The organism is Amycolatopsis sp. NPDC034160, from assembly GCF_055575355.1.
This window is the reverse complement of sequence record NZ_JBVISU010000013.1, coordinates 1-24,875: the sequence shown is the minus strand read 5'-3', so window position 1 is coordinate 24,875 and position 24,875 is coordinate 1. Positions and strand designations below refer to the sequence as shown.

Annotated in this window: 21 protein-coding genes; 10 read left to right on the top strand and 11 right to left on the bottom strand. The window is 69.0% G+C overall.

Annotated features, from left to right (window positions below):
• Positions 1 to 263 precede the first annotated feature (263 nt).
• Positions 264 to 1,019 carry a DUF4253 domain-containing protein gene (locus tag ACZ54P_RS24370; protein WP_465463872.1) on the top strand — a complete coding sequence of 252 codons (756 nt, stop codon included), beginning with the start codon at positions 264 to 266 and terminating at the stop codon, positions 1,017 to 1,019.
• A gap of 52 nt (positions 1,020 to 1,071) precedes the next feature.
• The gene (locus ACZ54P_RS24365) at positions 1,072 to 1,887 is read left to right on the top strand and encodes a DUF72 domain-containing protein (RefSeq protein WP_465463871.1); all 816 of its coding nucleotides are present in this window, start codon (positions 1,072 to 1,074) and stop codon (positions 1,885 to 1,887) included.
• A 115-nt stretch (positions 1,888 to 2,002) separates the two neighbouring features.
• Here ACZ54P_RS24365 and ACZ54P_RS24360 read toward each other — a convergent pair whose 3' ends face one another.
• On the bottom strand, positions 2,003 to 4,834 hold the full coding sequence (locus ACZ54P_RS24360; protein WP_465463870.1) for an AfsR/SARP family transcriptional regulator: 2,832 nt from the start codon (positions 4,832 to 4,834) through the stop codon (positions 2,003 to 2,005).
• A 66-nt stretch (positions 4,835 to 4,900) separates the two neighbouring features.
• On the opposite strand from ACZ54P_RS24360, the gene ACZ54P_RS24355 reads away from it, so the two are divergent.
• Positions 4,901 to 5,845: an o-succinylbenzoate synthase gene (locus ACZ54P_RS24355; RefSeq protein WP_465463869.1), complete on the top strand. Its 945-nt coding sequence runs from the start codon at positions 4,901 to 4,903 to the stop codon at positions 5,843 to 5,845.
• A gap of 59 nt (positions 5,846 to 5,904) precedes the next feature.
• Here the strand turns inward: ACZ54P_RS24355 and ACZ54P_RS24350 are convergent, their stop codons facing one another.
• The 3 genes from ACZ54P_RS24350 to ACZ54P_RS24340 form a co-directional block, all read right to left on the bottom strand.
• Positions 5,905 to 6,813: a M23 family metallopeptidase gene (locus tag ACZ54P_RS24350; protein ID WP_465463868.1), complete on the bottom strand. Its 909-nt coding sequence runs from the start codon at positions 6,811 to 6,813 to the stop codon at positions 5,905 to 5,907.
• Positions 6,814 to 6,971: 158 nt separating this feature from the next.
• Positions 6,972 to 7,559 (bottom strand): RlpA-like double-psi beta-barrel domain-containing protein, encoded by a 588-nt coding sequence (locus ACZ54P_RS24345; RefSeq protein WP_465463867.1) that lies wholly within the window; start codon positions 7,557 to 7,559, stop codon positions 6,972 to 6,974.
• A gap of 78 nt (positions 7,560 to 7,637) precedes the next feature.
• Positions 7,638 to 8,432 (bottom strand): transporter substrate-binding domain-containing protein, encoded by a 795-nt coding sequence (locus ACZ54P_RS24340; RefSeq protein WP_465463866.1) that lies wholly within the window; start codon positions 8,430 to 8,432, stop codon positions 7,638 to 7,640.
• A 110-nt stretch (positions 8,433 to 8,542) separates the two neighbouring features.
• Between ACZ54P_RS24340 and ACZ54P_RS24335 the strand changes: the two genes are divergently transcribed.
• Both ACZ54P_RS24335 and ACZ54P_RS24330 read left to right on the top strand, forming a co-directional pair.
• Entirely contained in the window at positions 8,543 to 8,767 is a 225-nt protein-coding gene (locus ACZ54P_RS24335; RefSeq protein ID WP_465463865.1) for a PspC domain-containing protein, read from the top strand.
• Positions 8,768 to 8,923: 156 nt separating this feature from the next.
• Positions 8,924 to 10,621, top strand: a complete 1,698-nt coding sequence (locus ACZ54P_RS24330; protein ID WP_465463864.1) for a hypothetical protein — start codon at positions 8,924 to 8,926, stop codon at positions 10,619 to 10,621.
• A gap of 228 nt (positions 10,622 to 10,849) precedes the next feature.
• Here ACZ54P_RS24330 and groL read toward each other — a convergent pair whose 3' ends face one another.
• The 5 genes from groL to ACZ54P_RS24305 all read right to left on the bottom strand — a co-directional run bounded on the left by groL (position 10,850) and on the right by ACZ54P_RS24305 (position 15,873).
• Positions 10,850 to 12,478: a chaperonin GroEL gene (groL, locus tag ACZ54P_RS24325; protein ID WP_465464057.1), complete on the bottom strand. Its 1,629-nt coding sequence runs from the start codon at positions 12,476 to 12,478 to the stop codon at positions 10,850 to 10,852.
• A 247-nt stretch (positions 12,479 to 12,725) separates the two neighbouring features.
• On the bottom strand, positions 12,726 to 14,192 hold the full coding sequence (locus tag ACZ54P_RS24320; RefSeq protein ID WP_465463863.1) for a serine/threonine-protein kinase: 1,467 nt from the start codon (positions 14,190 to 14,192) through the stop codon (positions 12,726 to 12,728).
• Positions 14,193 to 14,249: 57 nt separating this feature from the next.
• On the bottom strand, positions 14,250 to 14,453 hold the full coding sequence (locus tag ACZ54P_RS24315; RefSeq protein ID WP_076160121.1) for a cold-shock protein: 204 nt from the start codon (positions 14,451 to 14,453) through the stop codon (positions 14,250 to 14,252).
• A 114-nt stretch (positions 14,454 to 14,567) separates the two neighbouring features.
• A complete protein-coding gene (locus tag ACZ54P_RS24310) occupies positions 14,568 to 15,191 on the bottom strand; it encodes an AIM24 family protein (RefSeq protein ID WP_465463862.1) in 624 nt (207 codons plus the stop codon).
• Positions 15,192 to 15,195: 4 nt separating this feature from the next.
• Positions 15,196 to 15,873, bottom strand: coding sequence for a TIGR00266 family protein (locus ACZ54P_RS24305; RefSeq protein ID WP_409494928.1), 678 nt, complete (start codon positions 15,871 to 15,873; stop codon positions 15,196 to 15,198).
• A gap of 74 nt (positions 15,874 to 15,947) precedes the next feature.
• Here ACZ54P_RS24305 and moeA point away from each other — a divergent pair, with 74 nt between their 5' ends.
• Complete coding sequence (moeA, locus tag ACZ54P_RS24300; protein WP_465464056.1) at positions 15,948 to 17,153, top strand: molybdopterin molybdotransferase MoeA; 1,206 nt, start codon at positions 15,948 to 15,950, stop codon at positions 17,151 to 17,153.
• 534 nt (positions 17,154 to 17,687) lie between these two features.
• Here the strand turns inward: moeA and ACZ54P_RS24295 are convergent.
• Both ACZ54P_RS24295 and ACZ54P_RS24290 read right to left on the bottom strand, forming a co-directional pair.
• Entirely contained in the window at positions 17,688 to 18,965 is a 1,278-nt protein-coding gene (locus tag ACZ54P_RS24295; protein ID WP_465463861.1) for an MFS transporter, read from the bottom strand.
• Positions 18,962 to 19,525, bottom strand: coding sequence for an ArsR/SmtB family transcription factor (locus tag ACZ54P_RS24290; RefSeq protein WP_465463860.1), 564 nt, complete (start codon positions 19,523 to 19,525; stop codon positions 18,962 to 18,964). The genes ACZ54P_RS24295 and ACZ54P_RS24290 overlap by 4 nt, the downstream gene beginning before the upstream one ends.
• An 81-nt stretch (positions 19,526 to 19,606) precedes the next feature.
• Here ACZ54P_RS24290 and ACZ54P_RS24285 point away from each other — a divergent pair, with 81 nt between their 5' ends.
• From ACZ54P_RS24285 to ACZ54P_RS24270, 4 genes are all read left to right on the top strand, one after another.
• Positions 19,607 to 19,897: a GlsB/YeaQ/YmgE family stress response membrane protein gene (locus ACZ54P_RS24285; protein ID WP_465463859.1), complete on the top strand. Its 291-nt coding sequence runs from the start codon at positions 19,607 to 19,609 to the stop codon at positions 19,895 to 19,897.
• A gap of 478 nt (positions 19,898 to 20,375) precedes the next feature.
• Positions 20,376 to 21,104, top strand: coding sequence for a phosphatidylserine decarboxylase (locus tag ACZ54P_RS24280; protein WP_465463858.1), 729 nt, complete (start codon positions 20,376 to 20,378; stop codon positions 21,102 to 21,104).
• 3 nt (positions 21,105 to 21,107) lie between these two features.
• Complete coding sequence (pssA, locus tag ACZ54P_RS24275; protein ID WP_465463857.1) at positions 21,108 to 22,079, top strand: CDP-diacylglycerol--serine O-phosphatidyltransferase; 972 nt, start codon at positions 21,108 to 21,110, stop codon at positions 22,077 to 22,079.
• A 285-nt stretch (positions 22,080 to 22,364) separates the two neighbouring features.
• Entirely contained in the window at positions 22,365 to 24,644 is a 2,280-nt protein-coding gene (locus ACZ54P_RS24270; protein WP_465463856.1) for an AAA family ATPase, read from the top strand.
• Positions 24,645 to 24,875 lie beyond the last annotated feature (231 nt).

Below are 24,875 nucleotides of genomic sequence, written 5' to 3'. Positions count from 1 at the left end.
TCCGTCCGGAAGAGGTGTTGGGGGGTGCGAGTGCGGTGGAAACCCCGACCCCCCCCCCACGACCACCCTGACCCACCCCTCACCGGAAGCCTCAAGACGCCGCGCTTGTCTCCACTGTGGACACTCCTCTTTGTGGCCGCTGTGACACCAGTGACGTATGAGGCGACACCCGCGGGGTCCCGCGAACGGGGTATCGAAAACTGTCGGTGCTTCGAACTAGTGTTCGGGTAGAGTTGACCGAACACCAGTTCGAGGGGAAGCCGATGACGATCGCACCGTTCCGCCAAGGCACGCCACCCGTCCAGACCCTGCCGCCCGGCCGATGGCATGGCCGGATCTGGGTTTCGGATCTGCCTTTGGCCAGGCCCGAGCGCTATACCGGCTGCGTCGCGGAGTTCGATCGCTCCGGGCTGTGGCCGGTGCTGATCCCGCACGACCAGCGGTTCGCGGTCAACGGCGAGGACTGGATCGACGACCGCGGCAGGCTCGCCCCGGCCGATCACCGGATCTCCTCGGTGGATCCGGCCGAGGTGCTGGCCCGCTGGTGGGACACGTCGTGCTGCGACGGCGCCTGCCTGCGCCCGTTCGGCGCGAAGTTCCCCGGCCTCGCCCGCCGCCCATCGCGCCGGGCGGATCCGCTGGCCGAGGCGGGCAACACGGGGTCGATCCTGGCCGCGCGCGCCCCCCACCGGCTCGCGCTGGTGCAGACCGAACGGCCCGCCGACATCCCGGCGATCCTGGGCTGGACGGGCATGATCAAGGCGACCGACCAGGTTCACGAGCTCTCCGCGGTCCTGCGCAGCTGGGAAGACCGCTTCGGCGCGACACTCACGGTGCTGGGTTTCGACTCGATGGAGCTGTCGGTGGCCGCGCCGCCGCGCACCCAGGGCCGCGCGCTCACGGTCGCCGCCGAGCATCGCTCGTTCTGCCTGCCCGCGTTCGCCGGTCAGCCGGGCAATCTGCGCGAGTTCGCCTCCAGCCTCGTCCAGACCCGGCGTTGGCGATTCTCCTGGGCCTGAGCGGGCGTTTGCGCCGAATCGAGAGGGGGAATCACCGCAGCGCGGAAAGGTGGTGATCGACGTCGTCGAGATCAGGATCGGTACTTCGGGCTGGCGCTATCCGCCGTGGCGCGGGGACTTCTACCCCCGCGGCCTGGTGCAGCGGCGCGAGCTGGAATACCTGTCCAGCCGGATGAACTCGGCCGAGATCAACGGCTCGTTCTACTCCCTGCAACGGCCCGAGCGGTACCGCGCGTGGGTCGAGCAGACACCGGACGACTTCGTCTTCGCCGTGAAAGGCGGCCGCTTCATCACGCATATGAAGCAACTGCGTGACGTCGAGACACCGCTGGCGAACTTCTTCGCGTCCGGGGTGCTGGCACTCGGCCGGAAGCTGGGTCCGTTCCTCTGGCAACTGCCGCCACGGCTGGCGTTCGACGCCGAACGCGTCGAGAAGTTCTTCAAGCTGTTGCCACGCACCAGCCACGCCGCCGCCAAGCTCGCGAGCAAGCACGACGACAAACTCAAGGGCGAAGCGCACACCGACCCGAAACCGCGCCGGAAGCTCCGGCACGCCGTAGAAGTACGGCATCCGAGTTTCGCCGAGCCGGAAAGCCTCGAACTGTTCCGCGAGCACGGCATCGCGCTCGTGGTCGCCGACACCGCGGGCAACTTCCCGTTCATCGAAGAGATGACGAGTGACGAGTTCGCCTACGTCCGCCTGCACGGCGACGAGGAGCTGTACGTCAGCGGGTACAGCGACGAGGCTCTCGAAGAGTGGGCACGCAAGATCGAGCGCTGGGATCGCGACACGTACGTCTACTTCGACAACGACGTCAAGGTCGAGGCACCGAAGAACGCGATCACGCTCGCGAAACTCCTGGCGTGAGCCGCGCACGCTGCACAGTCAGCGCACAGTGAGCGGTGTCCTGTTAAGTGACGCATGAGGTCACGGGCGTACTCGCGCGCTGCGACTGGGGGTCGGCACGCCGGGCGCCCGTGCCTCACCAGTCCTGGTCGGTTTTGACCACGTCGCCCACGAGTGAGGCCAGCTTCGTCCGGACGTCCTCGGCGTCCGGATGCGACAGTTCGGTCAGCACCCGGACCGAACGCAGCCAGCATTCACGTGCCGCCGAGGGATCACCGTGCCGCAGATGGATTCCGCCGAGCTGGGCCAGTACGTCGGCCGCCTCGTAGAGTTCGCCGTGGGCGAAGAACATCTCGACGGCCCGCCGCATGCAGGCGATGCCTTCGTCGCTCCTGCCGAGTCCGACGAGCGCGATGCCCTTGGTGTGGAAGGCGAATCGGGCCTCGTCCGGCAGCGCGTGCGCCCGCAGGGCCAGCGCCCGGTCGGCGAGTTCGAGCGCCTGCTCGTGCCGTCCGTCGTCGGTACAGATGTCGCCGAGCGCCTGCAGCGCGTCGGCCTCCATGCCGTCGCCGACGTTGTACTCCCGGATGCACCGCAGAGCCTCGGTCCCGTACTCCCACGCGATCTGGGCGCTTTCGATGTTCCGGCTGGCCAGTGTGAGGTTGTACAGGGCACGCGCCTCGCCCTCGCGGTCGCCGAGCTGTCGCTGCAGTTCGACCACCTGCTTCAGGTAGACGACGCTGTCCTCGTACTGGCGGCCCACGCCGCAAGCGACACCGAGCCCGCTCAAGATCACGGCCTCACCGGTCCTGTCTCCCGCTTCGCGCGCGGCACGCAGGGCGACGTCGAACACCGAGCGCCAGTCCTCCAGCCGTGCCCGCACGATGAAGAACGACTGCAGGAGCCACGCCAGCCGCCAGCAGTCCCGGTGCCGCCCTTCCCGGTACGCGACGTTCACCACGGCGATGAGGTTGCCGCACTCCTCGTCGAACCAGTCCAGAGCCTGGTCGTAATGGCCGAACTTCACCCCCGCGTCGGCGAAACGTTCGGGTTCGATGACCCGGTAGCGCCGTTCCGGCCGCAACAGCCGGGACGCGTTCAGCGCCGACCCCAGCGAAGCGCGGAGCAACCTGTCCAGCACCTCAGCGCGCACTTCGGGTCCATCCACCTTCGCCGAAAGTTCGGCCGCGTACGCGCGGATGAGGTCGTGGAACTGGTACCGGCCGGGCCGGGACCGCGCGATCAGGTGTGCGGAAGCCAGTTTCGCGAGATCCTCGTGCGCTTCCGCGATGTCGACCCCGGCGACCGCCGCGGCCGCGGGCGCGCTGAAGTCGCCGCCGGTGGGCAGGCCGAGCAGCCGCAGCAGCCGCGCGGCGCGTTCGTCGAGCGCCCGGTACGAGTACGAGAAGACGGCCCGGATGTTCGTCTCGTCGCCGTCGGCGAGGTCGAACGAGCCCAGTCTGTCCTGTTCGGCGTCGAGCAGCCGGACGAACTCCCGCAGGGCGAGGTCGGGGAACTGCGCCGCCCGAACGGCGAGGATCCGGATGGCCAGCGGCAGTCCGCCGCAGTACCGGACGAACCGTTCGGCTGCCTCGGGATCCTCGGTGACCCGGTCCAGCCCGATCGTCGAAGCGACGAGGGCGATCGCGTCCTCGTCCGGCAACTCCTCCAGCGCGACGCGGCGCGCGCCATGGGTCGCGACGAGCGCCTGCAACTGCCAGCGGCTGGTCACCACCACCAGGCAGCCGGGTCCGGGCAGCAGCGGCCGGACCTGCTCGGTGCTCGCGGCGTTGTCGAGCAGGATCAGCATCCGGCGGCCGGCGCTGTAGGTGCGCCACGTGGCCGCGCGGCCGTCGACGTCGGCGGGGATCCGGTCGGCCGGGACGCCGACCGAGACGAGCATCGTTTCGAGCGCGGTGGCGGGTTCGACCCGGTCACCGGGGCCGTATCCGCGCAGGTTGAGGTACACCTGCCCGCCGGGGAACCGCTCGCCGACCTCGTGCGCGAAATGGACGGCGAGCGTTGTCTTGCCGATGCCGCCCATGCCCTCGATCGACGCGATGGGCGTCGATCTCTCGGTGTCGAGCGCCTCCGGGACCAGTTCGTGCAGTGCCTTGAGATCGCGCTGACGGCCGGAGAAGACCCGGAGATCCGTCGGAAGCTGGCGCGGGATCAGCGGTTCGGCACCGAGGCGGTACCTCGTCAGCTCGGAGTCCAATGTGGTCTCGACGGACTCTTCGCCGGTCAAGATCGCCTGGTGCGCGCGCTGAAGCGAGGCGCCGGGGTCCAGACCGAGCTCTTCGGCCAGCACCGCGCCGATCCGGCGGTAGACGTTCAGCGCCTCGGCCTGCCTGCCTGAGCGGTACAGCGCGATCATCAGCTGTTCGTGCAGCCGCTCCCGCAGGGGATGCTCGCGGCACAGCCTGGTCAGCGCGGGAACGACGGTGGCGTGCTCGCCGAGGGCGATGAGCGCGTCGGCCCACTGCTCACGGACGCGAAGCCGCTCCTCGCTCAACTGGTCGGCTTCGTCCCGAAGAAGCGCTTCGGAATGGACGTTCTGCAGCGCCGGACCGCGCCATTCGGACAGCGCGGCGGCGAACTTCGCCGCGGCCTGACGCGGATCGCCGTCTCGCGCGGAGTTCGCTCCCGCCGAGGCGAGCGCGCGGAAGCGGGCGAGGTCGAGCAAGGTCTCGTCGAGTTCGAGCAGGTAGCCGCCGCGTTCGGTCCGGATGGTGACCTCGTCGCCGAGCGCGCGCCGGACCCGCAGGATGTAGGTCTGCAAGGCGCCCTTGGACCGCCGCCGGTCGTCCGGCCACAGCCACCGGCTCAGTTCCTCGACCGGCACCACGCTGTTCGCGCGCAGCAGGAGACCGGCCAGCACGATGAGCGGTCTGCTGCCGCCAAGGGGCACCGGCAGCCCGTCCGCCGTGACCTCGGTGGGCCCCAGCACGCGAAAGTCGAGTGCCACGTCGCTCATTCTGTCCGGAACCGGGCGAAACGGCACGCGATCGGGGCGGTGGCATGATCGGCGTCGATGGACGTCTACGCGATTCCCTTGCGAACACGGTTCCGCGGCATCACGGTCCGTGAAGGACTGCTGATCCGCGGTGAGGCGGGCTGGGGCGAGTTCTGCCCGTTCTCCGACTACTCGGACGCCGAGAGCGCGCCGTGGCTCGCGTCCGCGCTGGAGGCGAGCGAGCGCGGGTGGCCGCCACCGGTGCGGGACAGCGTCGAGGTGAACGCGACCGTCCCGGTGGTGTCGCCGGAAAAGGCGTACGAACTCGTCTCCGCGTCGGGCTGCCGCACCGCGAAGGTGAAGGTCGCCGACCCGAGGGTGAGCCTCGCCGACGACTGCGCCCGGGTGGAGGCGGTGCGTGCCGCGCTTGGCCGGTCGGGCGCGGTCCGCGTCGACGCGAACATGGCCTGGGACGTGGGCACCGCGGTCAAGGCCATCGGTGAACTGGACCGCGCGGCCGGCGGCCTGGAATACGTCGAGCAACCGTGCCCGTCGATCGGGGAACTGGCCGACGTCCGGCGCCGGGTGGCGGTCCGGATCGCCGCCGACGAATCCATCCGCCGGGCCGAAGACCCGCTCAAGGTGGCCGTCGCGGGAGCCGCCGACGTGGCGGTGCTGAAGGTCGCGCCGCTGGGCGGGGTCCGGCGCGCGCTGGAGGTCGCCGAAGCCTGCGGCCTGCCGTGTGTGGTGTCCTCCGCCGTCGAGACGAGCGTCGGCCTCGCCGCCGGACTGGCCCTCGCGGGCGCACTGCCCACTTTGGACTTCGCGTGCGGACTGGGCACGATGTCGTTGCTGACCGGGGATGTCTGCGGCGCTTCACTGTCCCCTGTGGACGGTCGCTTGCCGGTGCCGCGCCGGGCGCCGGAACCGGATCTGTTCTCCGCGCACGCCGCCGCTCCGGACGTCCGGTCGGCCTGGGAAGCCCGCTTCACCCGCGTCCGCGCCCACCTCCCGACGCCATGAAAGGTCCTTTCCTTGCGAAATTTGCAAGGAAAGGACCTTTCATGGCACTCGCCGCGGGATCAGCCGCAGTGCTCCAGCGGGGATTCGTAGCTGACGGAACCCGCCGAACCGCCCCACTTGACGCACTTGGCGCCGGCGGCCGCGCTCACCGGACCGGCGTAGTACTCGAAGCTGCCGGAGTCGGTCTTCCGCGCCGAACCCTCCACTTCGAGGAAGGCCGAAACCGCGCTGCCGGTGCCGACCGAGGTCGCCTTGATGGTGGTGACGCAGTTGGCCTTGGTCGTGCCGTTGTACAGCAGGTACGCGGTCGCGGCGCTGCCGAGGGCCTGCGAGTCGATCACCTTGTAGTCGTCGCCGCACACCTCGACGGCGTCATACGGGTTGGGGTTCCCGGTGCCGCTGCAGGTGTTCTTCGAAGTCACGTTGGCGTTGGGGTAGCCGAATTTCACGCCGTTGAAGTACGCGGGCTTGATGTTGTCCGGCCACGCGGCGTCGTTGGTGCGGACTTCGTAGTGCAGGTGGGGGCTGATGTTGTTGCCCGGCTTGGAGGTGTTGCCGAGTTCACCGATCTTCTGCCCCTGCGCGACCTGCGCGCCGACCGCCACCGAGCGGACCCTCAGATGGGCGTAGTAGGTCGACCATCCCCCACCGTGGTCGATCTTCACCAGGTTGCCGAAGCCGTTGGCCGAACCCTGGTGCGCCGAAGTGACCACCTTGCCGGCGGCCGCCGCGACGACCGTGTCACCGAGGTCCGCGTCCGCGGAACCGCCGCGGTTGAAGTCGATCTCGTACGCTCGGTGCGCGCTGCTGTTGTCGTTGTCGCCGTTCCACACCTGGTTGCAGGGGAACGGGAGCTGGAAGTTGGGACGCGGCCCGACAGCGGCTTCGGCCGACGTCGCGGTGATCGCCAGCCCGGCCATGCCCAGCAACGCGGTGGCGGCCGCGGTGACCACTCGTCTGAATCTCATCGGATGTCCTTTCTCGGCGTTTCGTGAGAAGCGTCCCGAAAGGGCGTACAAGTGAGATACAAACGACCCACGAGTCCTCCTGGCCGAGGGGCCGCCAGGAGGACTCGTGTCGCCGCACCCGGATCCGTCCGCGTCTTCCCCGATCCGGTGCGGGTGTCTCAGCCGACCCGCTCGATGACCGCGCGGCGGATCAAGAACTTCCCTGGTTCACGGACCTGTTCGAAGGCGGCGTTGTTCAGCAGCGCGCAACTCCCGGAGACGCCGGCGACCTCGACGGTCGTGGACTTGTCGTTGTCCAGGTTCGTCACCTTCAGCTTGGTGCCCGCCGGGAACTCGCTGCTGGACGCGGCCGGCGCGCCGCCCTCGCCGGACAGCGTCACCGTGGCACCCTCGCAGACGACCTCGCCTTGCTCGACTGCCTCGTCTTCGGCGGCCATGGCGTCGTCCATTCCGGTGGCCCGCACGTCCTCGGCGCACCCCGCGGTCTGGCGGCGCTGCTGGATGAGGTCGACCACGGCCTGCCGGTTCGCGATCCGCGCCGTGGAGAGGGCGTCCGGGTTCGCCTGCTGCCCGTCGATGAAGTTCAGGTTGTTCCGGAGCGCCGTGTCCAGTCCCTGACAGGTTTCCGCCGCTTGCCCGTCCGGGGTGCTCACCGCGAACATCACCGCGGCGATGGCGGCCACCCCGAGTACGGACGCGAGGCCGATCGTCGCGCGCTTGCGGTGCTTCCCGGCGCTCTTCGTCATCCGTGTTTCCTCCGGTCCGGTTCCTCCTCACCCACACCTGGAGATACGGTCGGACAACGAAAGTGGTTCAAACCGATTTCAGCCGAGCCAAGGCTTCGCGATGCTCGCGTAGGTGCCGTCGTTCAGCGCCAAGTGCAGCCACTGGTCGCCCCACTCCTTGAACACGACGTCGCGCGGCAGGAGGTACGCCTTCTCCGAGAAGGTGAACGGCTCATCGGGATGCACCGCGCACAGGCTCGGATTCCGCTTTGCCTGCCAACGGGTTTCGGTCGCGTCGGTGATCATCAGGTCCGCGCGGCCCGCCATGATCTCGGCGAAGACGGTGTTGTTGTCCGGATGCCGCACGATGGTCGCCCGCTTGAGATTGGCGTCGGCGAACTGTTCGTTGGTGCCGCCCGGATTCACGATCACCCGCACCCCCGGCCGATCGATCTGCTCCAGGGTCGCGAACCGATTTTCGTTCTCGCACAAGGTGATCGGCGTCTTGCCGTCACGAAGGTAGGGAGCCGTGTAAAAGCCCTTCTTCGCACGGTCCAGGGTCACTGAGACGCCACCCATCGCCAGATCGCATTTGCGGCCGACGTCGTCGGCGATCGCCTTCCAGGTGGTCTGGACCAGCTGGAGCCGCACACCGAGCCGCCGCGCGAGGTCACCCGCGAGGTCGATGTCGATCCCGCTCCACGCACCGGCCGCGTCCCGGTAGGTGAACGGGCGGTAGTCCCCCGTCGAGCACACGCGGAGCTCGCCGCGGGCCTGGACGACGTCGAGCCTGCTCTGTGCGCCATACCCCTCGGGCGCGGCACTGGCCGTGCCGATCCCCAGCACGGTCAGCACCGCGATTCCGAACGTGAGCGTCTTCGCCTTGATCGTCACCAAGGCATCTTCCCCATTGTCGCAAGCTCACCCTCAGGGGTCCGATTCCAGGGTCGACTCCGGGCCGTTCCCCGATGTGCCAAGGGTCGTTCCGAGGCGAACATTGAGCCATGACGAACAGTGTGTACACCCCCCAGGCCACCAAGAAGCTCTACCGCAGCCGCACCGACAAGATGCTCGCGGGCGTCGCCGGCGGCTGGGCCGCCTACCTCGGCGTCGACGCCGCGATCCTGCGTATCGCACTCGTGGCGAGCGTCTTCTTCACCGCCGGGTTCGCGATCCCGGTCTACGCCGCCGCGTGGCTTCTGACTCCGGAGCAGGCCGAGCGCGTTTAGCGGGCTAAACGCGATGCGGGCAAGGGGTGCAGGGGGATGAGGTGAGAGGCCCGGACAGGGGGATGTCCGGGCTTTTCGCTTTTCGGCCGCGCGATCATGCGGCCACCGTTACACTCCCCATGACTTTGTCACAGGGAGCGGGAAGCGGGGGCCTCCATGGCCGGGAAGTATCTGAGCCTCAGCGAGTACAAGAGGATGCTCGACGGCGCGCTGGACGACCTCCTCAAGGCACTCACCAAGCGCTGGATGGAAGAAGCCGTCGAGGCCATGACGCGTCTCTCGACCGCCGTCCCGTGCTCGGCGGAGCCCTGGGCCTGGCAGTGGCCTGCCGAATCGTACGGCCACCTCTCGGGCGCCGACGACATCTGCGGCTACCTGACCTGGGTCACGGACGGCATGCTCGGCCACTACAAGGACGTCCACTGCCAGGGCTGGAATCCGCAGACCCAGAAGTACGTCGAGTGCCATGTCGAGCGGAACCTGGCCCAGATCGAGCGGCTGGCCTGGAACCGGCGGCAGGAAGTCGCCAAGTTCGTCCCGCAACTGGAGGGGCCCGACCTCTCGAAGCTGGAGGCCGCCCACAACACGTTCCTGAACGTCGCGGGCAACCTCGGCTTCCAGGACAAGAACGGGCGCGTGACCGAACTGCTCGGGCAGGGCGAGGTCGTCCGGAACGTCGAGTGGCTGGACGGCACGACCAGCGAGAACGAGGAATGGTTCATCGAGTGGACCGGACTCGCCGCCCAGGCCTTCAGGGCCGGATTCTTCGCCTCGATCGCGCCGACCATGCTGAACCAGGCACTCATCCTCGCCAGCCTGTCCACCCTCTACTCCACGCGCGCCACGACGATCCAGGTGACCCGGCTCAACACCATCAAAAGACTCAACTGGGCCACCAAGAAACTGGACGAGAAGATCACCCTCACGGTCTCGACCGCGGATGCGATCCTGGAGAAGCTCGATCGGGCACAAGCGATCCACGGGATCGTGAGCAATCTGCTGGCCGCGGGCGCGAAGCTCAGCAAGGTCGTGAACACCGTCAACGAGGCGGGCGGGAAGGTACTCGGCCCGGTCGGCGCCGTCCTCACCTTGGTCGGCTTCGTCGGCGGAGCCCTCAAGGGACACACCGTCGAGCAGGACGCCATGTCCCTTCCGGACATCCTGCAGAAGCTCACCACCTCGATCCAAGACGAACACAACGCGTTGACCGGCCTCGAAACCGACTTCGGCGGAGACGTGCTGGCTCTGCAAAAGGCGATCGCGGGGGTGCACAGCTACAACCTCGAACTCTACGACCTCACCGCGAACACGCTGCCGAACCAGACCGACCGCGCGAACTACAAGGGGATCAGGGTCGAGGTCCACTTCCTGCTGAGGGTGGCGCAAACCTGCTTCGAAGCGGCCGACGCCTATTCGGCACAACTGCGGATTCTCGCCCAGGCCGATGCCGCCGACCGGCACCTCGCGGGCCGAGACGGGCAGACCTGCACCGGCGACGACTCGACCCTGGAGATCCGCGACGCCGTCGAACAGTTCATGAGGACGACCTGCGCTCGATTCATCCTCGCCGGCGAGCAGCTCAGGAAGGCGGCCGAAGCCTACGCGAAAACGGACGGCGAGCTTTCGGACGATCTCAAGAAGCTGTTCGCCGCATGGGAAAGCGCCAACAAGAACCGGGCGAAGATCGACCCCAATCCCGAGACGGTGGAAGTGGAAGGCGCGGCCGGGGAGGCGGGCAAAACCGACCGGACGGGCCTCGAACCGAGGAAACCTTCGGAGCCGAACTCCACCGATCCGTACGAGAAGGACCGCCGCCAGCAAGGCGGGAAGTACATAGTGGACGGACAACGGTAGGCACCCGCTCGCCGGGGCCGTGAGTGACGATTCGGGTCAGTGAGGATCAAGGCAAGCGTGGCCGTGAAGGCCTCCTTCCCTACCTTGAGAGTAGGGAAGGAGGCCTTCACGACGCGGGTCTGAACTGGTCACCACCGACGCCTTCAGGTACTTCGGGCGCACTCACGACATAAGAAAAGCCCGGACGCGCGAGGCGCGTCCGGGCTTTCCGGTGTTACAGGCTCGAACTCAGAAGTCCATGCCGCCCATGCCACCGGACGGGTCGGCGGGAGCGGCCGAGGCCTTCTCCGGCTTGTCCGCCACGACGGCTTCGGTGGTCAGGAACAGCGCCGCGATGGAAGCGGCGTTCTGCAGCGCGGAGCGGGTGACCTTCGTGGGGTCCGGCACGCCGGCGGCGAGCAGGTCCTCGTAGACACCGGTGGCGGCGTTGAGGCCGTGGCCAGTCGGGAGGCCCTTGACCTTCTCCGCCACGACGCCGCCTTCGAGGCCGGCGTTGATCGCGATCTGCTTGAGCGGCGCCTCGACGGCGACCTTGACGATGTTGGCACCAGTGGCCTCATCGCCCTCGAGCTTCAGACCGGCGAAGGCGGCCTCGGCGGCCTGGATGAGAGCCACGCCACCACCGGCGACGATGCCCTCTTCGACGGCGGCCTTGGCGTTGCGCACCGCGTCCTCGATGCGGTGCTTGCGCTCCTTCAGCTCGACCTCGGTGGCGGCACCGGCCTTGATGACGGCCACGCCGCCGGCCAGCTTCGCCAGACGCTCCTGGAGCTTCTCGCGGTCGTAGTCCGAGTCCGAGTTCTCGATCTCGGCGCGGATCTGGTTGACGCGACCCTGGATCTGGTCGGCGTCGCCCGCGCCCTCGACGATGGTGGTCTCGTCCTTGGTGATGACGGCCTTGCGCGCCTTGCCCAGCAGGGAAAGGTCCGCGTTCTCCAGCTTGAGGCCGACGTCCTCGGAGATGACCTGGCCACCGGTCAGGATCGCGATGTCCTGCAGGATCGCCTTGCGGCGGTCACCGAAGCCCGGGGCCTTGACGGCGACGGACTTGAAGGTGCCACGCATCTTGTTGACGATCAGGGTGGCCAGAGCCTCGCCCTCGACGTCCTCGGCGATGATCAGCAGCGGCTTGCCGGACTGGATGACCTTCTCCAGCAGCGGCAGGACGTCCTTGACGGTGGAGATCTTGGAACCGAAGAGGAGGACGTACGGGTCCTCAAGCTCGGCTTCCTGACGCTCCGGGTCGGTCACGAAGTAACCGGAGATGTAGCCCTTGTCGAAGCGCATACCCTCGGTGAGCTCGAGCTCGAGCCCGAAGGTGTTGCTCTCCTCGACGGTGACGACGCCTTCCTTGCCGACCTTGTCCAGCGCCTCGGCGATGAGATCGCCGATGGTGCGGTCCGCGGCGGAGATCGACGCGGTGGCGGCGATCTGCTCCTTGGTCTCGATCTGCACGGCCATCTTGTGCAGCTGCTCGGTGATGGCCTCGACGGCCGCCTCGATGCCGCGCTTCAGGCTGATGGGGTCGGCCCCGGCGGCGACGTTGCGCAGACCCTCGCGGACGAGAGCCTGGGCGAGCACGGTGGCGGTGGTGGTGCCGTCACCCGCGACGTCGTCGGTCTTCTTGGCAACTTCCTTGACGAGCTCGGCCCCGATCTTCTCCCACGGGTCTTCGAGCTCGATCTCCTTGGCGATGGAGACACCGTCGTTGGTGATCGTCGGCGCGCCCCACTTCTTTTCGAGCACGACGTTGCGGCCCCGCGGGCCGAGGGTCACCTTGACGGCATCGGCGAGGATGTTCAAGCCACGCTCGAGACCGCGGCGGGCGTCCTCGTCGAACGCGATCAGTTTGGCCATTTCGGTGTGGTCCTCCGATATTGGGCGCCGCCGCACGCTTGAACAGCGCGGCGGCAGGACTCTTTCCTCGGCCAGGCTCGGTGCCCGCGACGGACGACCCACCCCGTGAAGGGTGCGGCCTCACCGTCCCGACCTTCAGACGAGCGGTCGGTGACCGCCTGTCTGGCACTCGACGGCGTCGAGTGCCAACACCGTGTTTAGCACTCTCCGGGGTCGAGTGCAAGAACCGCAGGTCAGCGAGGCGGTATCAGGTGCTCGGCTTGATGGGGATCGACGACGGCGGCGCCTTCAGCGACGATCCGGGGGCCTGCGACTGCGAGCCGCCGGGACCGACCGGGATGTTCGGCGCGGTGGTCTGCGGTCCGTTGCCGCCGCTCGAGTCACTGAAAATGAAGATCGCGGCGACGATCGCGCCCGCGACCACGAGAGCACCGACGATGATCCAGATCCACTTGGCGCCGCCGCCCTTCTTCTTGGGCTGGAAGCCGCCCTGCTGCGGCGGCGGGCCGTAGCCCGGCGGCGGACCCTGCTGGAACCCACCCTGCTGCTGGAACCCGCCTTGCTGCGGCGGCGGGCCGTAACCGGGCGGCGGACCCTGCTGGAAGCCACCCTGCTGCTGGTAGCCACCCTGCTGGGGTGGCTGGCCGTAGCCCGGCGGCGGACCCTGTTGCTGCGGACCCTGCCCCGGGGGCGGGCCTTGCGGCCCCGGTCCCTGCTGGCCGTAGCCCGGCTGTTGTCCTCCGTACGGGTGCACGGGGCCCCCCTCTCCCTGTGGCGGCGTGTTCTGCCTCGGCGCCTGATGCGGTACCGCCTGCTGGACGCCTCCGGCCGCCGCCTGCCCTGGCGGGCCCGGAGGCTCGTTCGAGGTCGCGAGCGGACCCAGGGCGCGCCTGGCGGCCGCGATCATCTCAACACAGTTCGGGTAGCGATCGGCGGGATTCTTCGCCATTCCCTTGCGGATGACCTCGTCGATGCCGGAGGGCAGGCCGACGATCCGGGAGATGGCCGGGGGTTCGCCGTTCAGGTGGCCCTTGATGACCGTCTGCACGTCGCCCTTGAAGGGCGGGCTGCCGGTCAAGCAGGCATAGAGGACACAGGTGAGCGCGTACTGGTCGGTGCGGCCGTCGAGCGGCTCTCCGCGAAGGTGCTCGGGGGCGGCGTAGGTGGGCGAGCCGAGGAAGTCGCCGCCGCGGGTCCGGTGCCCGGTGGCGCCGCGCCGGGTCAGCCCGAAGTCGGCGACGTAGACGTGCTCGCGCGAGGTCTCCTTGCTGGTGACCAGGACGTTGGCCGGTTTGACGTCGAGGTGCACGAGACCGCGGTTGTGCAGGGTGTCGAGCGCGTCGGCGACCTGGTCGAGCATGGTCAGCGCGCGGGCGGGCGCGATCGGGCCACCGGAGATCAGGCCGGCGAGGTCCCCGCCGTCGACCATCCGCATGGCGATGTAGAGCATGCCTTCGAGCTCGCCGAAGTCGTACAAGGGCACGACGTTGGCATGGTCGATCGCGGACGTGTTCCGCGCCTCGTCGACGAAGCGTTCGCGGAACTCGGCGTCGGCCCCGAGGTGATCACCGATGACCTTCAGTGCCACCTTGCGTCCGAGCCGCACGTCCGTGGCCTTGTAGGTCACGCTCATGCCGCCCTTGCCGAGCACCCCGTCGATGCGGTAGTTGCCCAGCCGGCGACCGGTCAGGTCCCCCGACTCATCGCCTGTCACGCAGCGCAGCCTAACGCGCCAGTTCCAGAGGCCGCCGGGGGTTCGCCCGAAGTCTCGCTAGACCTTGCGCACGTCCGCCGCTTGACTCCGCCCGTCACGCCCGGACTGGACTTCGAATTCCACGCGATCACCCTCGTCGAGCGTCCGGAAGCCATCGGCCTGAATGGCCGAGTAGTGGACGAAGACGTCGGGCCCCTCAGTGGATTCGATGAATCCGTAGCCCTTTTCCGAGTTGAACCACTTGACGGTGCCGACTGCCACGGCGCCCTCCCTCAGCACGGGATCCGCCGTCCTTCTCTGCCCCGGGCGGCGGTTTCGAGTGCAGTTCACGCTACCCGAATTACCGGCGTCGGCAATGGTCGATTCGTCCCAAGGTCACCCGCGAGAAAGCCGCCTATTGCGCGATTGCACGAGGACGCGTCCTGGTCCTGCGAAGTCCAGCGCGAGCCCTTCGCCGGTGCGGACCGACTGCGGACCGGACTGGTCGACGGCGCGGAGGCGGCACTGCACGGTGTCCGGATAGGCCAGCAGGAAGTCCGGCCGGACGGTGACGAGCTCGCCCGCGGCGAGTTCGAAGGCATCGACCGGGCCCTGCGCGGCCAGTACGAGCGGGCCGCTTCCGCTGTAGTGCTCCAGGAAACCGGCGTCGGCCCCGAAGAGCTTCTGCAGCGGCGCCCAGCCGGGATCCTGCCTGACGGTCGCCGGCCGGGCGAGGATCGCGTCGCGGCTCACGCACCAACCAGCCCCGCCGGTGAATTCCAGCGGGTAGACGTCGCCCGCGGTCAGCGGCGCGAAGTCGATCCAGCCGCCACCTTCCGGCGCGTTGAACACCGACGGCGCGGCCTTGCCCGCTCGGGAACCCCCGCGCGCCGGAACGGTCTCGGTGATACCGAAACTACTGGCGAGCATGGTGTCCCCGGCGGCCTGGACGGCTTCGCCGGGGGACAACAGCACGCGCGCGACCCCGAAGTTCGGGGTGTGCCTGGTCTGGACGCGCATGTGCTCAGCGGGAGGGGACCTGGGCGATCACCCAGGCGGACAGGGCCGACGGGTTGCGGGTCTGGGTCAGCAGTTGGCCCGGCCCGGCGAAGTCGAAGACGAGGCCTTCACCACTCTTCATCGACTGGATGACGCCCGTGGCGACCTTCCGAATCTGGTACTGCAAGGTGTCGGCGAACGCGACGACGTGCCCGGTGTCGATGGTGATGACCTCGCCCTGCTGCAGGGTGACCGTCTCCAGCGCGCCGTAGCAGGCCACGACCAGCGGGCCCTGTCCGGTCGCGTGGGTCAGGAAGCCGCCTTCACCGCCGACGAGGTTCTTGAGGCCGCCCCATTTGGTCTCGGTCTGCACGCTGTGGGAGGACGCGAGCCACGAGCCGCGCGTGACGCACCAGCCGGTGCGGCCGTCGAGGTTGATGACCTGCATGTCGCCCGGCAGGTTCGCGGCGACGTCGACCCAGCCGCCGTTCTGCGGGGCGGTGTAGGTGGAGATGAAGAAGGACTCTCCGGAGAGGAAGGCACGGCCGAGGCCCTTCATGATGCCGCCCTGCGCCTGTGACTGGACCTGCACGCCGTAACTCGTCGCCATCATCGCGCCCGACTCGACCTGCGCCGGTTCACCCGGTGCGAGCATGAGCCTGGCCACCGCGAACGATGGCTGGTGACGGATCTGAACCTGCATGTCTTCGTCTCCCCGGTGGTCGTTGTGACGCGCAGAGTCTTGCATGCGACCGAGGAGGGGGGAGGATGGTCCGCGTGATCTCCGTCGACGCCCACCGTGAGACCGTCACCGGCCTGCTCGGAACCGCCCCTGTCGTCCGTCTTCCGCTCGCTTCGGCCGCCGGGCTCGTCCTGGCCGAGGACGTGCCCGCGGGGGTTTCGCTGCCGCCGTTCGACAACTCCGCGATGGACGGTTACGCCGTCCGCGCCGCCGATATCGCCTCCGCCACCGAAGAAGCACCGGTGACGCTGCCTGTCGCCGACGACATCCCCGCCGGCCGCGTCGACATCGGCGAGCTGGAGCCGGGTACGGCGCACCGGATCATGACCGGCGCCCCGCTGCCGCCCGGCGCCGACGCGGTGGTGATGGTGGAGCACACGGACGGCGGCGTGACAGACGTCCGGATTCTCAGGACAGCTGTCCCAGGCGCGCATATCCGCCGTCTCGGTGAAGACGTCGTCGAAGGCACAGTGGCGCTTTCAGCGGGCACCGTGCTGGGGCCGGCGCAGCTGGGCCTCGCGGCGGCCGTCGGGCTCGCCGAGGTTCCGGTACGGAGGCCACTGAAGGTGCTGGTCGTCTCAACCGGGACCGAGCTCGTCGACGCGCCCAATCCCTTGCGGCACGGGCAGATCTACGAATCGAACAGCATCATGCTGGCGTCCGCGATCCGCGCGCTCGGCTGCGAGGCCGGGGTCGTGCGCAGTGTCGTCGACGACGTGACCGAGTTCCGCGCGGTGATCGAGCCGCGGCTGGCCGAGGTGGACCTGCTGGTGACCTCGGGCGGGGTCAGCGCGGGCGCGTACGAAGTCGTCAAGGACGCGCTGACCGGGCAAGGCGTGGAGTTCCGGAAGGTCGCGATGCAGCCCGGCGGGCCGCAGGGCTGCGGGCGGTGGAACGGCGTGCCGGTGGTGACGTTGCCGGGCAACCCCGTGAGCGTCCTCGTCTCGTTCGAGGCCTTCCTGCGGCCGGCGCTGCTCGCGGCGATGGGCCACGCGGGTGTGGACCGCCAGAAGGTAAGGGCCCGGCTGACGGAGTCGATGACCTCCCCCGCCGGGAAGCGTCAGTTCCGGCGGGGCTTCTACACGCATTCCGAAGGCGAGGTCACCGGGATCGTCGGACCTCGTGGCGGGCCGGGATCACATCTGCTGGCGGCGTTCACGCGGGCGAACTGCCTGATCGTGCTGCCGGAGGACGTGGCCTCGGTCGAGCAGGGCGACGAAGTGGACGTTCTCCTGCTCTGACCCTCTTCCCCTACCGCGCTTGCGCTCAAGGCTCCTTACCCAGCCCTCACGGGACAAAGGCAAGCGTGTCCTGGCGGGCCGACGGGAACGAGTTCACTCAAGCGGCTCAGCCCGGCTCTTGACTGTCCATAAAGGACACCAATCGAGACGCTGATGCCCGATTTAGGCCATTCGTGCGGTTCCGCATTTCTCTTGAGAAGAAAGACAACCGTGTCGTGGTTGCGGGCAGGCCTGTTCGCCGGGGTGAGGGGCAGAGCGAAGGCGTAACGCGCGTGCTCAGAGACGGAACTCGCGTGCCTGGACCCCGCACTCGGGTGTTACGCCTCCAAGCACGGGTGTTACGCCTTCAAGCACGCGAGATCCGGCTCCAAGCACGCGAGTACGGCGCCACGTCACCCAAGCCACCATCCCGCCCGAACACGCCACGCCGAGAAATGTCCTTTGTGGACATTGACGGCCTACCGGCATCCAGAATCGGGCCTGCCCTACCTCGACTTCGCCGGGCACCTGATCCACAAGGCAGGAAGGAGGCCTTCACCACCCACGGCCCGCGTCGCGTTTAGCGGGCTGAACGCGGTCAGCCGGGAAGTCGCGGCACCGGCCGATCGGCGTGAACAGCAGGGCGAACACGGCGACGACTTCGAGACCGGCCATGAGCCACAGCGTCTGCCGCACCCCCGCGGTCTCACCGAGGATGCCGCCGAGCAGGCCGCCCAGCGCGATGGCGCCGAAGCTGAGCACGGACATGCTCGCGGTGACCCGGCCGAACATCGCGGCCGGAACGTAGCGCTGCTTGAAGGTGGCGTTGAGGACGTTCGACCCGACGACGCCGGCGCTGAGCGCGAATCCGGCGGCGACGAAGAACACGAGCCCCCAGCCACCTTGGGCGAGCGGCCCCAACAGCATCATCAGCGCGCCAAAAGCCTCACAGAGCACGAAAGAACGCGCGGTGCCGACCTGGGCGGCGAGTTTGCCCGACAACGCGGCGCCGAAGACCCCACCCGCGCCGGCGAGCGCCAGCACGAGTCCGACGGCACCCGGCCCGGCCCCGAGGTCGCGGGCGAGGAAGACGACTTCGATCGACTGGTAGCCCATGAGCGCCACGTTCGAAACGGCGCCGAAGACCGCGAACACCCGCAGGAACCGGTCGTGGAGAACGAACTCGAGGCCTTCGCGGATCTCGTCCCGCAGCCGCGAGCGTGTCGCGGGAGGACGTGCGGGCTCGCGATAGCGGATGGATCGCAGGCACAGAACGGAGATCCCGAAACTGACGGCGTCGGCGAGCACGCCGGTGACGGCGCCGAAACCCTGTGCCAGCAGACCGGCGAGCCCGGGTCCGCCGATCTGCGCGGCGGACTCGCTGCCCTGCAGTTTCTGGTTGGCCTCCTGAAGGCCATCCTTGTCGACCAGCGAAGGCAGGTACGCGCGGTAGGCGACGTTGAAGAACACCTTCGCGACACCGCCCGCCAGGGCGACGACGAGCAACTGGGTCATCGTGAGCAGTCCGAGCCACGCCGCGACCGGGACGCTCAGGAACACCACCATCGAAAGGGTGTTGCACACCAGCATGATCGGCCGTTTCGGACGCCGGTCGACCCAGGCACCCGCCGGCAGGCCGATCAGCAGCCACGGCAGCCAGGCGACCGCGGTCAGCAGGCCGACCGCGAACGTGCTCGCCTGGAGGGTGACCACCGCGACGAGCGGCAGCGCGACGACGGCGATGGAGCTGCCGAGCACGCTGGTCGTCTCGCCGGTCCACAGCAGCCGGAAATCACGTGAGCGCGGCAATCCGCCGCGTTCCCGGGTGGTCACGGGCGGGCCGGGACGGCACGGGTGGCGAAGAACACCGGCCTGCGTTCCTGGCCGTCGTCGGGTTGTTCGCGGTCGCTGTACTCCCGGACCAGCGCTTGGACCCGGCTCTCGAGTTCGGCCAGTTCCGCGACCGACAGCTTCATCCAGCTGTCCGTGGCGAAGGCGGCCCGATGCCACTCCTCGGGGTAGGTCTCGCGTTCGGCGAACCACTGGCGCGCCATGGAAACCTGGCGTTCGAGGGCGAGGGATTCGGCGGCGGCCGCGACCGGGTCGTCCGGGAAGTCCGACGGGGACCAGGAAACCGCGTAACCGACGCGGCGCCACCACCGCTCGCGGCGGTCGCGGGCGAGTTCGGGCGCCTCCTCGACCAGATCGCTGGCCGCGAGCACCTTCAGGTGGTGACTGACGTTCCCGACGGCCTGCCCAGTGCGCTCGGCGAGCACGGACGCGGTGCACGGGCCGTCGAGGCGGAGGACGTCGAGCAGGCGGCGCCGCAACGGATGGGACATCGCGGCGAGCACCTTCGAATCGTGGACTTCACGTACTTCACGGTCAGCCATAACGCACAACAGTAGTTGCACAAGATGTCTTGTACAAGTCTTCTTGTGCGCTACTCCATCCGGGTCGGTAACCTCGAAGGCATGGGTTTCTTCTCGTGGATCGTGTTCGGCGCCATCGCCGGGTGGCTGGCCAACGTCGTGGTGGGCGGTCCCGACCGGCGGGGCGGCTGCCTGTTCAGCATCCTGATCGGCGTACTCGGGGCGGCGCTGGGCGGTTTCCTCTACCGGCTCACGACGGGCACCGAGCGGAGCTTCGAGTTCGACTTCCCCAGTTTCGGCGTCGCCATTCTCGGCTCGATCGTGCTGCTGGCCCTGCTGCGGCTGGTGCGCGGCTCCGGACGGCGCGATTCGCGACCGCCTAATCAGCGATGACCGCCGGAGTAACCGTTGGTAACGGTTTTCTCGCGACCGGTGATCACCGGTGTCCGGCGAACTAAAGTGGGACTTTCGCTCAGTTCCGGTGAACGCGTCCGGGTGCATGTGCCGTCGGGGGGCATATGCACCCGGACGCCCGCGCCTCGGCGATGATCGAGGCGGCGCGGACGGGGTCCACGAGCGAAGGCATCGGCGCCGCCGAAATGTCCCTCTTCCAGGCTCGGAACAGCTCGGCGAGTCGCTCGCCTGCGGGGTCCGGACTGGCGGGCATGCGCGGGTCCTCAAGGTCGGCGATCGGCATCAATTACCTAGAGTTATCGCGGTTTTCGACCTTCCGTTACCGCGATGTGGCCCCGCCCACCCGGGCCGGGGAAAGCCTTCCGGGGGAGGCCACGGGCCTGTCCTGGACAGGGCGGTAGCGTGGAGGCTCTTCCCAGACCCACACCCCCGACACGAACTGCGGTGAACCCGACCAATGAGCGGCAACCGGCCGGAAGCCACTGGAAACCCACTCGCGCACGCCGTGAAGCTGGCCCGCGAGACCGTTCCGCCGATGCACCCGGCCGGCAGGCCGTTCGTGTTCGGCGGTCTCGCCGCGACGCTGGTGCTGCGGAAGTTCTCCAAGCCCCTCGGCGTCCTCGGCGCGCTCGCGACGGCCGCCACGGCCGCGTTCTTCCGTGAACCCAAGCGTGTCCCGCCCGCCCAGTCCGGCCTCGCGGTCGCGTCGGCGGACGGCCTGGTCTCGCTGATCGAGGAGGCCGTGCCGCCGCCCGAGCTGGGGCTGCCCGCCGAACCGCGGATGCGGGTGAGCGTGTTCCTGTCGGTGTTCGACGTGCACGTCCAGCGGGTCCCGGCGTCGGGCGTGATCGAGCGGGTCGCCTACCGGCCGGGGAAGTTCCTGTCCGCGGACCTGGACAAGGCCAGCGACGACAACGAGCGCAACTCCGTGCTCATGCGCACCGACGACGGCCACGAGCTCGTCGTGGTGCAGATCGCCGGGCTGGTGGCCCGGCGCATCCTCTGTGAGATCCGCGAGGGTGACAAGGTCGGCGTCGGTTCGACGTACGGCATCATCCGCTTCGGCTCGCGAGTCGACCTGTACCTGCCGCCGGGCAGCAAGGTCCTCGTCTCGAAGGGCCAGCGCACGATCGGCGGCGAGACCCCGATCGCCGAGCTGCCCACGGCGCCGCACCCGGAAGGCTGATCCATGGTCCGTGTGACCACTCCCGGCGTCCGGCTGCTGCCGAACGCCATCACGGTGCTCGCCCTGTGCGCCGGTCTGTCGTCGGTGCAGTTCGCGCTGATCGGCAACTATCCGATGGCGATCGCGTCGATCGGGATCGCCGCGGTGCTCGACAGCCTGGACGGCCGGATCGCGCGGCTGCTGGACGCGACGTCGAAGATGGGGCAAGAGCTCGACTCGCTGTCCGACGGCATCTCGTTCGGTGTCGCGCCGGCGCTGGTGCTCTACGTCTGGCATGCCGAAGGCGAGCGGATCGGCTGGGTGGCGTCGCTGATCTTCGCGGTCTGCATGATCCTGCGGCTCGCGCGGTTCAACACGCTGATCGAGGACACCGAGCAGCCGCCGTACGCGGGTGAGTTCTTCGTCGGGGTGCCCGCTCCCGCCGGTGGCCTGCTGGCGATGCTGCCGCTGATCCTGGAGCTGCAGTTCGGGCGGGGCTGGTGGTCGCACCAGTACATGGTCTGGGTGTGGACGATCGCCGTCGCCGCACTGCTGATCAGCCGGATCCCGACGCTCTCGCTGAAGACGGTGAAGGCGCCGGCGAAGGCGATCGCGCCGCTGCTGGTCGGGGTGGGCCTGCTGGCCGCCGCGATCATCCAGTTCCCGCTGGTGGCGCTGGCGATCGCGCTGATCCTCTACCTGGCGCACATCCCGTACTCGGTGTACCGGCAGCGCTGGCTCGCCAAGCACCCGGAAGCGTGGATGGCGCCGCCAAGGGAACGGCGTGCGATCCGGCGCTCTTCGAGCCGTCGCCGTCTCGGCCTGCGCCCGCCGCTGCGGCGCGTGGTCGCCGGTGCCGCTCAGCGCGTCCGGCTGCAGCGAGGCGAACAGCACGTCGCGCGCGCTCCGCGCACCATCACCCACGACAAGGGCCAGGACAACGGCCGGGGCCCGCGGCGCCGCTCGTGGCGCCGGATGGGCCTGCGAAAACGCTGACCCGTGCCACCCCACCCCCCGCCCGTCCCAGGGGGACGGCCCCGCGCCCAGCGTATCGGCACCCTCCGACAGGGCCGGGGGGAAACGGGGGTTACGGGCGGGAGTTGTCCACAACGGGGTCTACCTGTGGACAACCTGGGGATCGGCTGGTCAAGGTGTCATAAGGGGTCCCCATGGAACCGATTTCGTCCCATGGGGACCCCTTATGACACCCTCACCGAAAAGAGGCCGAAGACATCCGGTCCTTCGACCGCCGCCACCGGTCCGCGTCGATAGGGTGGCGGGGTGAGCGCACCCCAGATCACGCTGACCGTCCGGCACACCCCGTCCGCCCTGGATTCCCGCCGCGGCGTCGTCCGGCTGCACCCCGAAGTCCTCGACGCGCTCGGCCTGATGGCCTGGGACGCCGTCCGCGTCACCGGCGCGCGGGTCAGTTCCGCGCTGGCCGCCCCCTCGGACGCGGAGGGGGTCCCGGGGGTGATCCTCCTCGACGACGTCACGATGTCGAACCTCGGCGTGACCGAGGGGTCGGAGGTGGTCGTCGCGCCGGCGGAGGTGTCGGCCGCGAAGACTGTCACCGTCTCGGGCTCGCGGATGGCGAGCGTGTCCCTCTCCCCGCATACGCTGCGGCTCGCCCTGATCGGCAAGGTGCTGACCGTCGGCGACGCGGTTTCCCTGCTCCCGCAGGACCTCGCGCCCGCGCCGGGTTCCGACGTCTCCGCGGTGCGCGGCCAGCTCTCCCGCGCCATCGGCATGACGTGGACGAACGAACTGCTCACCGTCACCGCGACCGAACCGTCGGGACCGGTGGCCGTCGGACCGTCCACTGTGGTCAGCTGGCGCGACGGCGCCCGCACCGGTGAGGCCGCGCCCGCCGCGGCACCGGCCCGTGCCGGGACCACGCTGGTGCGCAGCACCCCCGCCACCCCGCACGAGGATTTCATCGACGCCGAGATCGTCGAGGACGACCAGCTCGAAGAGGTGGCCGAGGAATCCGTGCCGCCCCTGTCCGACCTCGCCGGATCCGAGTCGGCCGCGCGGAAGCTCGCCGAGTGGTTCGACCTGGCCTTCCACCGACCCGAGCTGCTGGCCAAGCTGGGGACGTCGGCGCATCTCGGGGTCCTGCTGTCCGGGCCGGAGGGCGTCGGCAAGGCGACGCTGGTCCGTGCCGTGGCGCAGGCCGAGAAGGTGCGGGTGGTCTCGCTCGCGGCGCCGAACATCGCCGTCCTCGAACCCAACGTGGCCGCCGCGCACCTGCGTGAGGCGATCGCACAGGCCACTCGCGACGAGGATCCCGCCGTCCTGCTGATCACCGACATCGACGCGTTGCTGCCCGCGTCCCAGCCGCCGCCGCTCGCGACGGTCGTCCTCGACGACCTGCGCAAAGCGTTGCGCGGCAAGGGTTTCGCGGTCATCGCCACCACCGGGCGCGCCGAATCCACCGATCCGCGGCTGCGTGCGGCCGACCTGCTCGACCGCGAACTCGGCCTGCCGCTGCCGGACGCCAAAACCCGCACGGAACTGCTGCGTATCCTGCTGCGCGACGCCCCGCTGGAGACCGGTGTCGACGTCGGCCCGATCGCCGAGCGCACACCCGGTTTCGTCGCGGCCGACCTCATCGCGCTCCGTCGCGACGCCGCCCTCCGCGCCGCGCTGCGGCAGCGGGAAGCCGACGAACCGCGGATCTCCCAGCAGGACCTGCTCGACGCGCTGACCACCGTCCGCCCGATCTCGATGTCCACTTCGGACACTTTGGCCACCGGCGGGCTCACCCTCGACGACGTCGGCAACATGACCGACGTCAAGCAGTCGCTCACCGAGGCGGTGCTGTGGCCGTTGCGCTATCCGGACTCGTTCGCGCGCCTCGGTGTCGACCCGCCGCGCGGCGTGCTCCTGTACGGGCCGCCCGGCGGCGGCAAGACGTATCTGGTACGTGCGCTCGCCGGCACCGGCGCGCTGAACGTGTTCGCGGTCAAGGGCGCCGAATTGATGGACAAGTGGGTCGGCGAGTCCGAACGCGCGGTGCGGGAACTGTTCCGCCGCGCCGCCGAGGCCGCGCCGTCGCTGATCTTCCTCGACGAGATCGACGCGCTCGCCCCGCGCCGCGGCCAGTCCTCGGATTCCGGTGTGTCGGACCGGGTCGTGGCGGCCCTGTTGACCGAATTGGACGGTGTCGAGCCGATGCGCGAGGTCGTCGTCCTCGGCGCGACGAACCGGCCGGAACTGGTCGATCCGGCCCTGCTGCGGCCGGGACGGCTGGAGCGCCGCGTCTACGTCCCACCGCCGGACGCGCACGCGCGTGAGGCGATCCTGGCCGCCAGCGCCAAAAACACACCGCTCGCGTCCGATGTGGACCTCGCGGCGTATGCGGCCACTTTGGACGGTTACTCGGCGGCGGACTGCGCGGCGCTGATCCGGGAGGCCGCGCTGACCGCGATGCGGGAGTCGCTGGAGGCCAGCGAGGTCACCGCCGCGCATCTGGCGAAGGCGGCGGAAGCGGTGCGGCCGTCACTCGACCCGGCCCAGCTGGCGGCCTTGGAGGCTTACGCGCAAGCCCAAGCGTAAGTACGTGAAGTCGCAGGCCTGGTTCTGAAGACCCTGACATCGACTCGACTGTCCACAAGGGACACTTTCCGGGGCGGCAACGGCCGATTGAGTACTTCGGACGGTTTGGCGAGAGGGTCGTGAGTGGCGATTCGGGGTTACTAGTCAGGTGGTTGTGGGGTTGGTTGGTAGCCAGGGGTTTCCGGTGATGGCGTCGCGGAGTGCGGTCAGGGTGTTGAGGCCGTTTTTGCG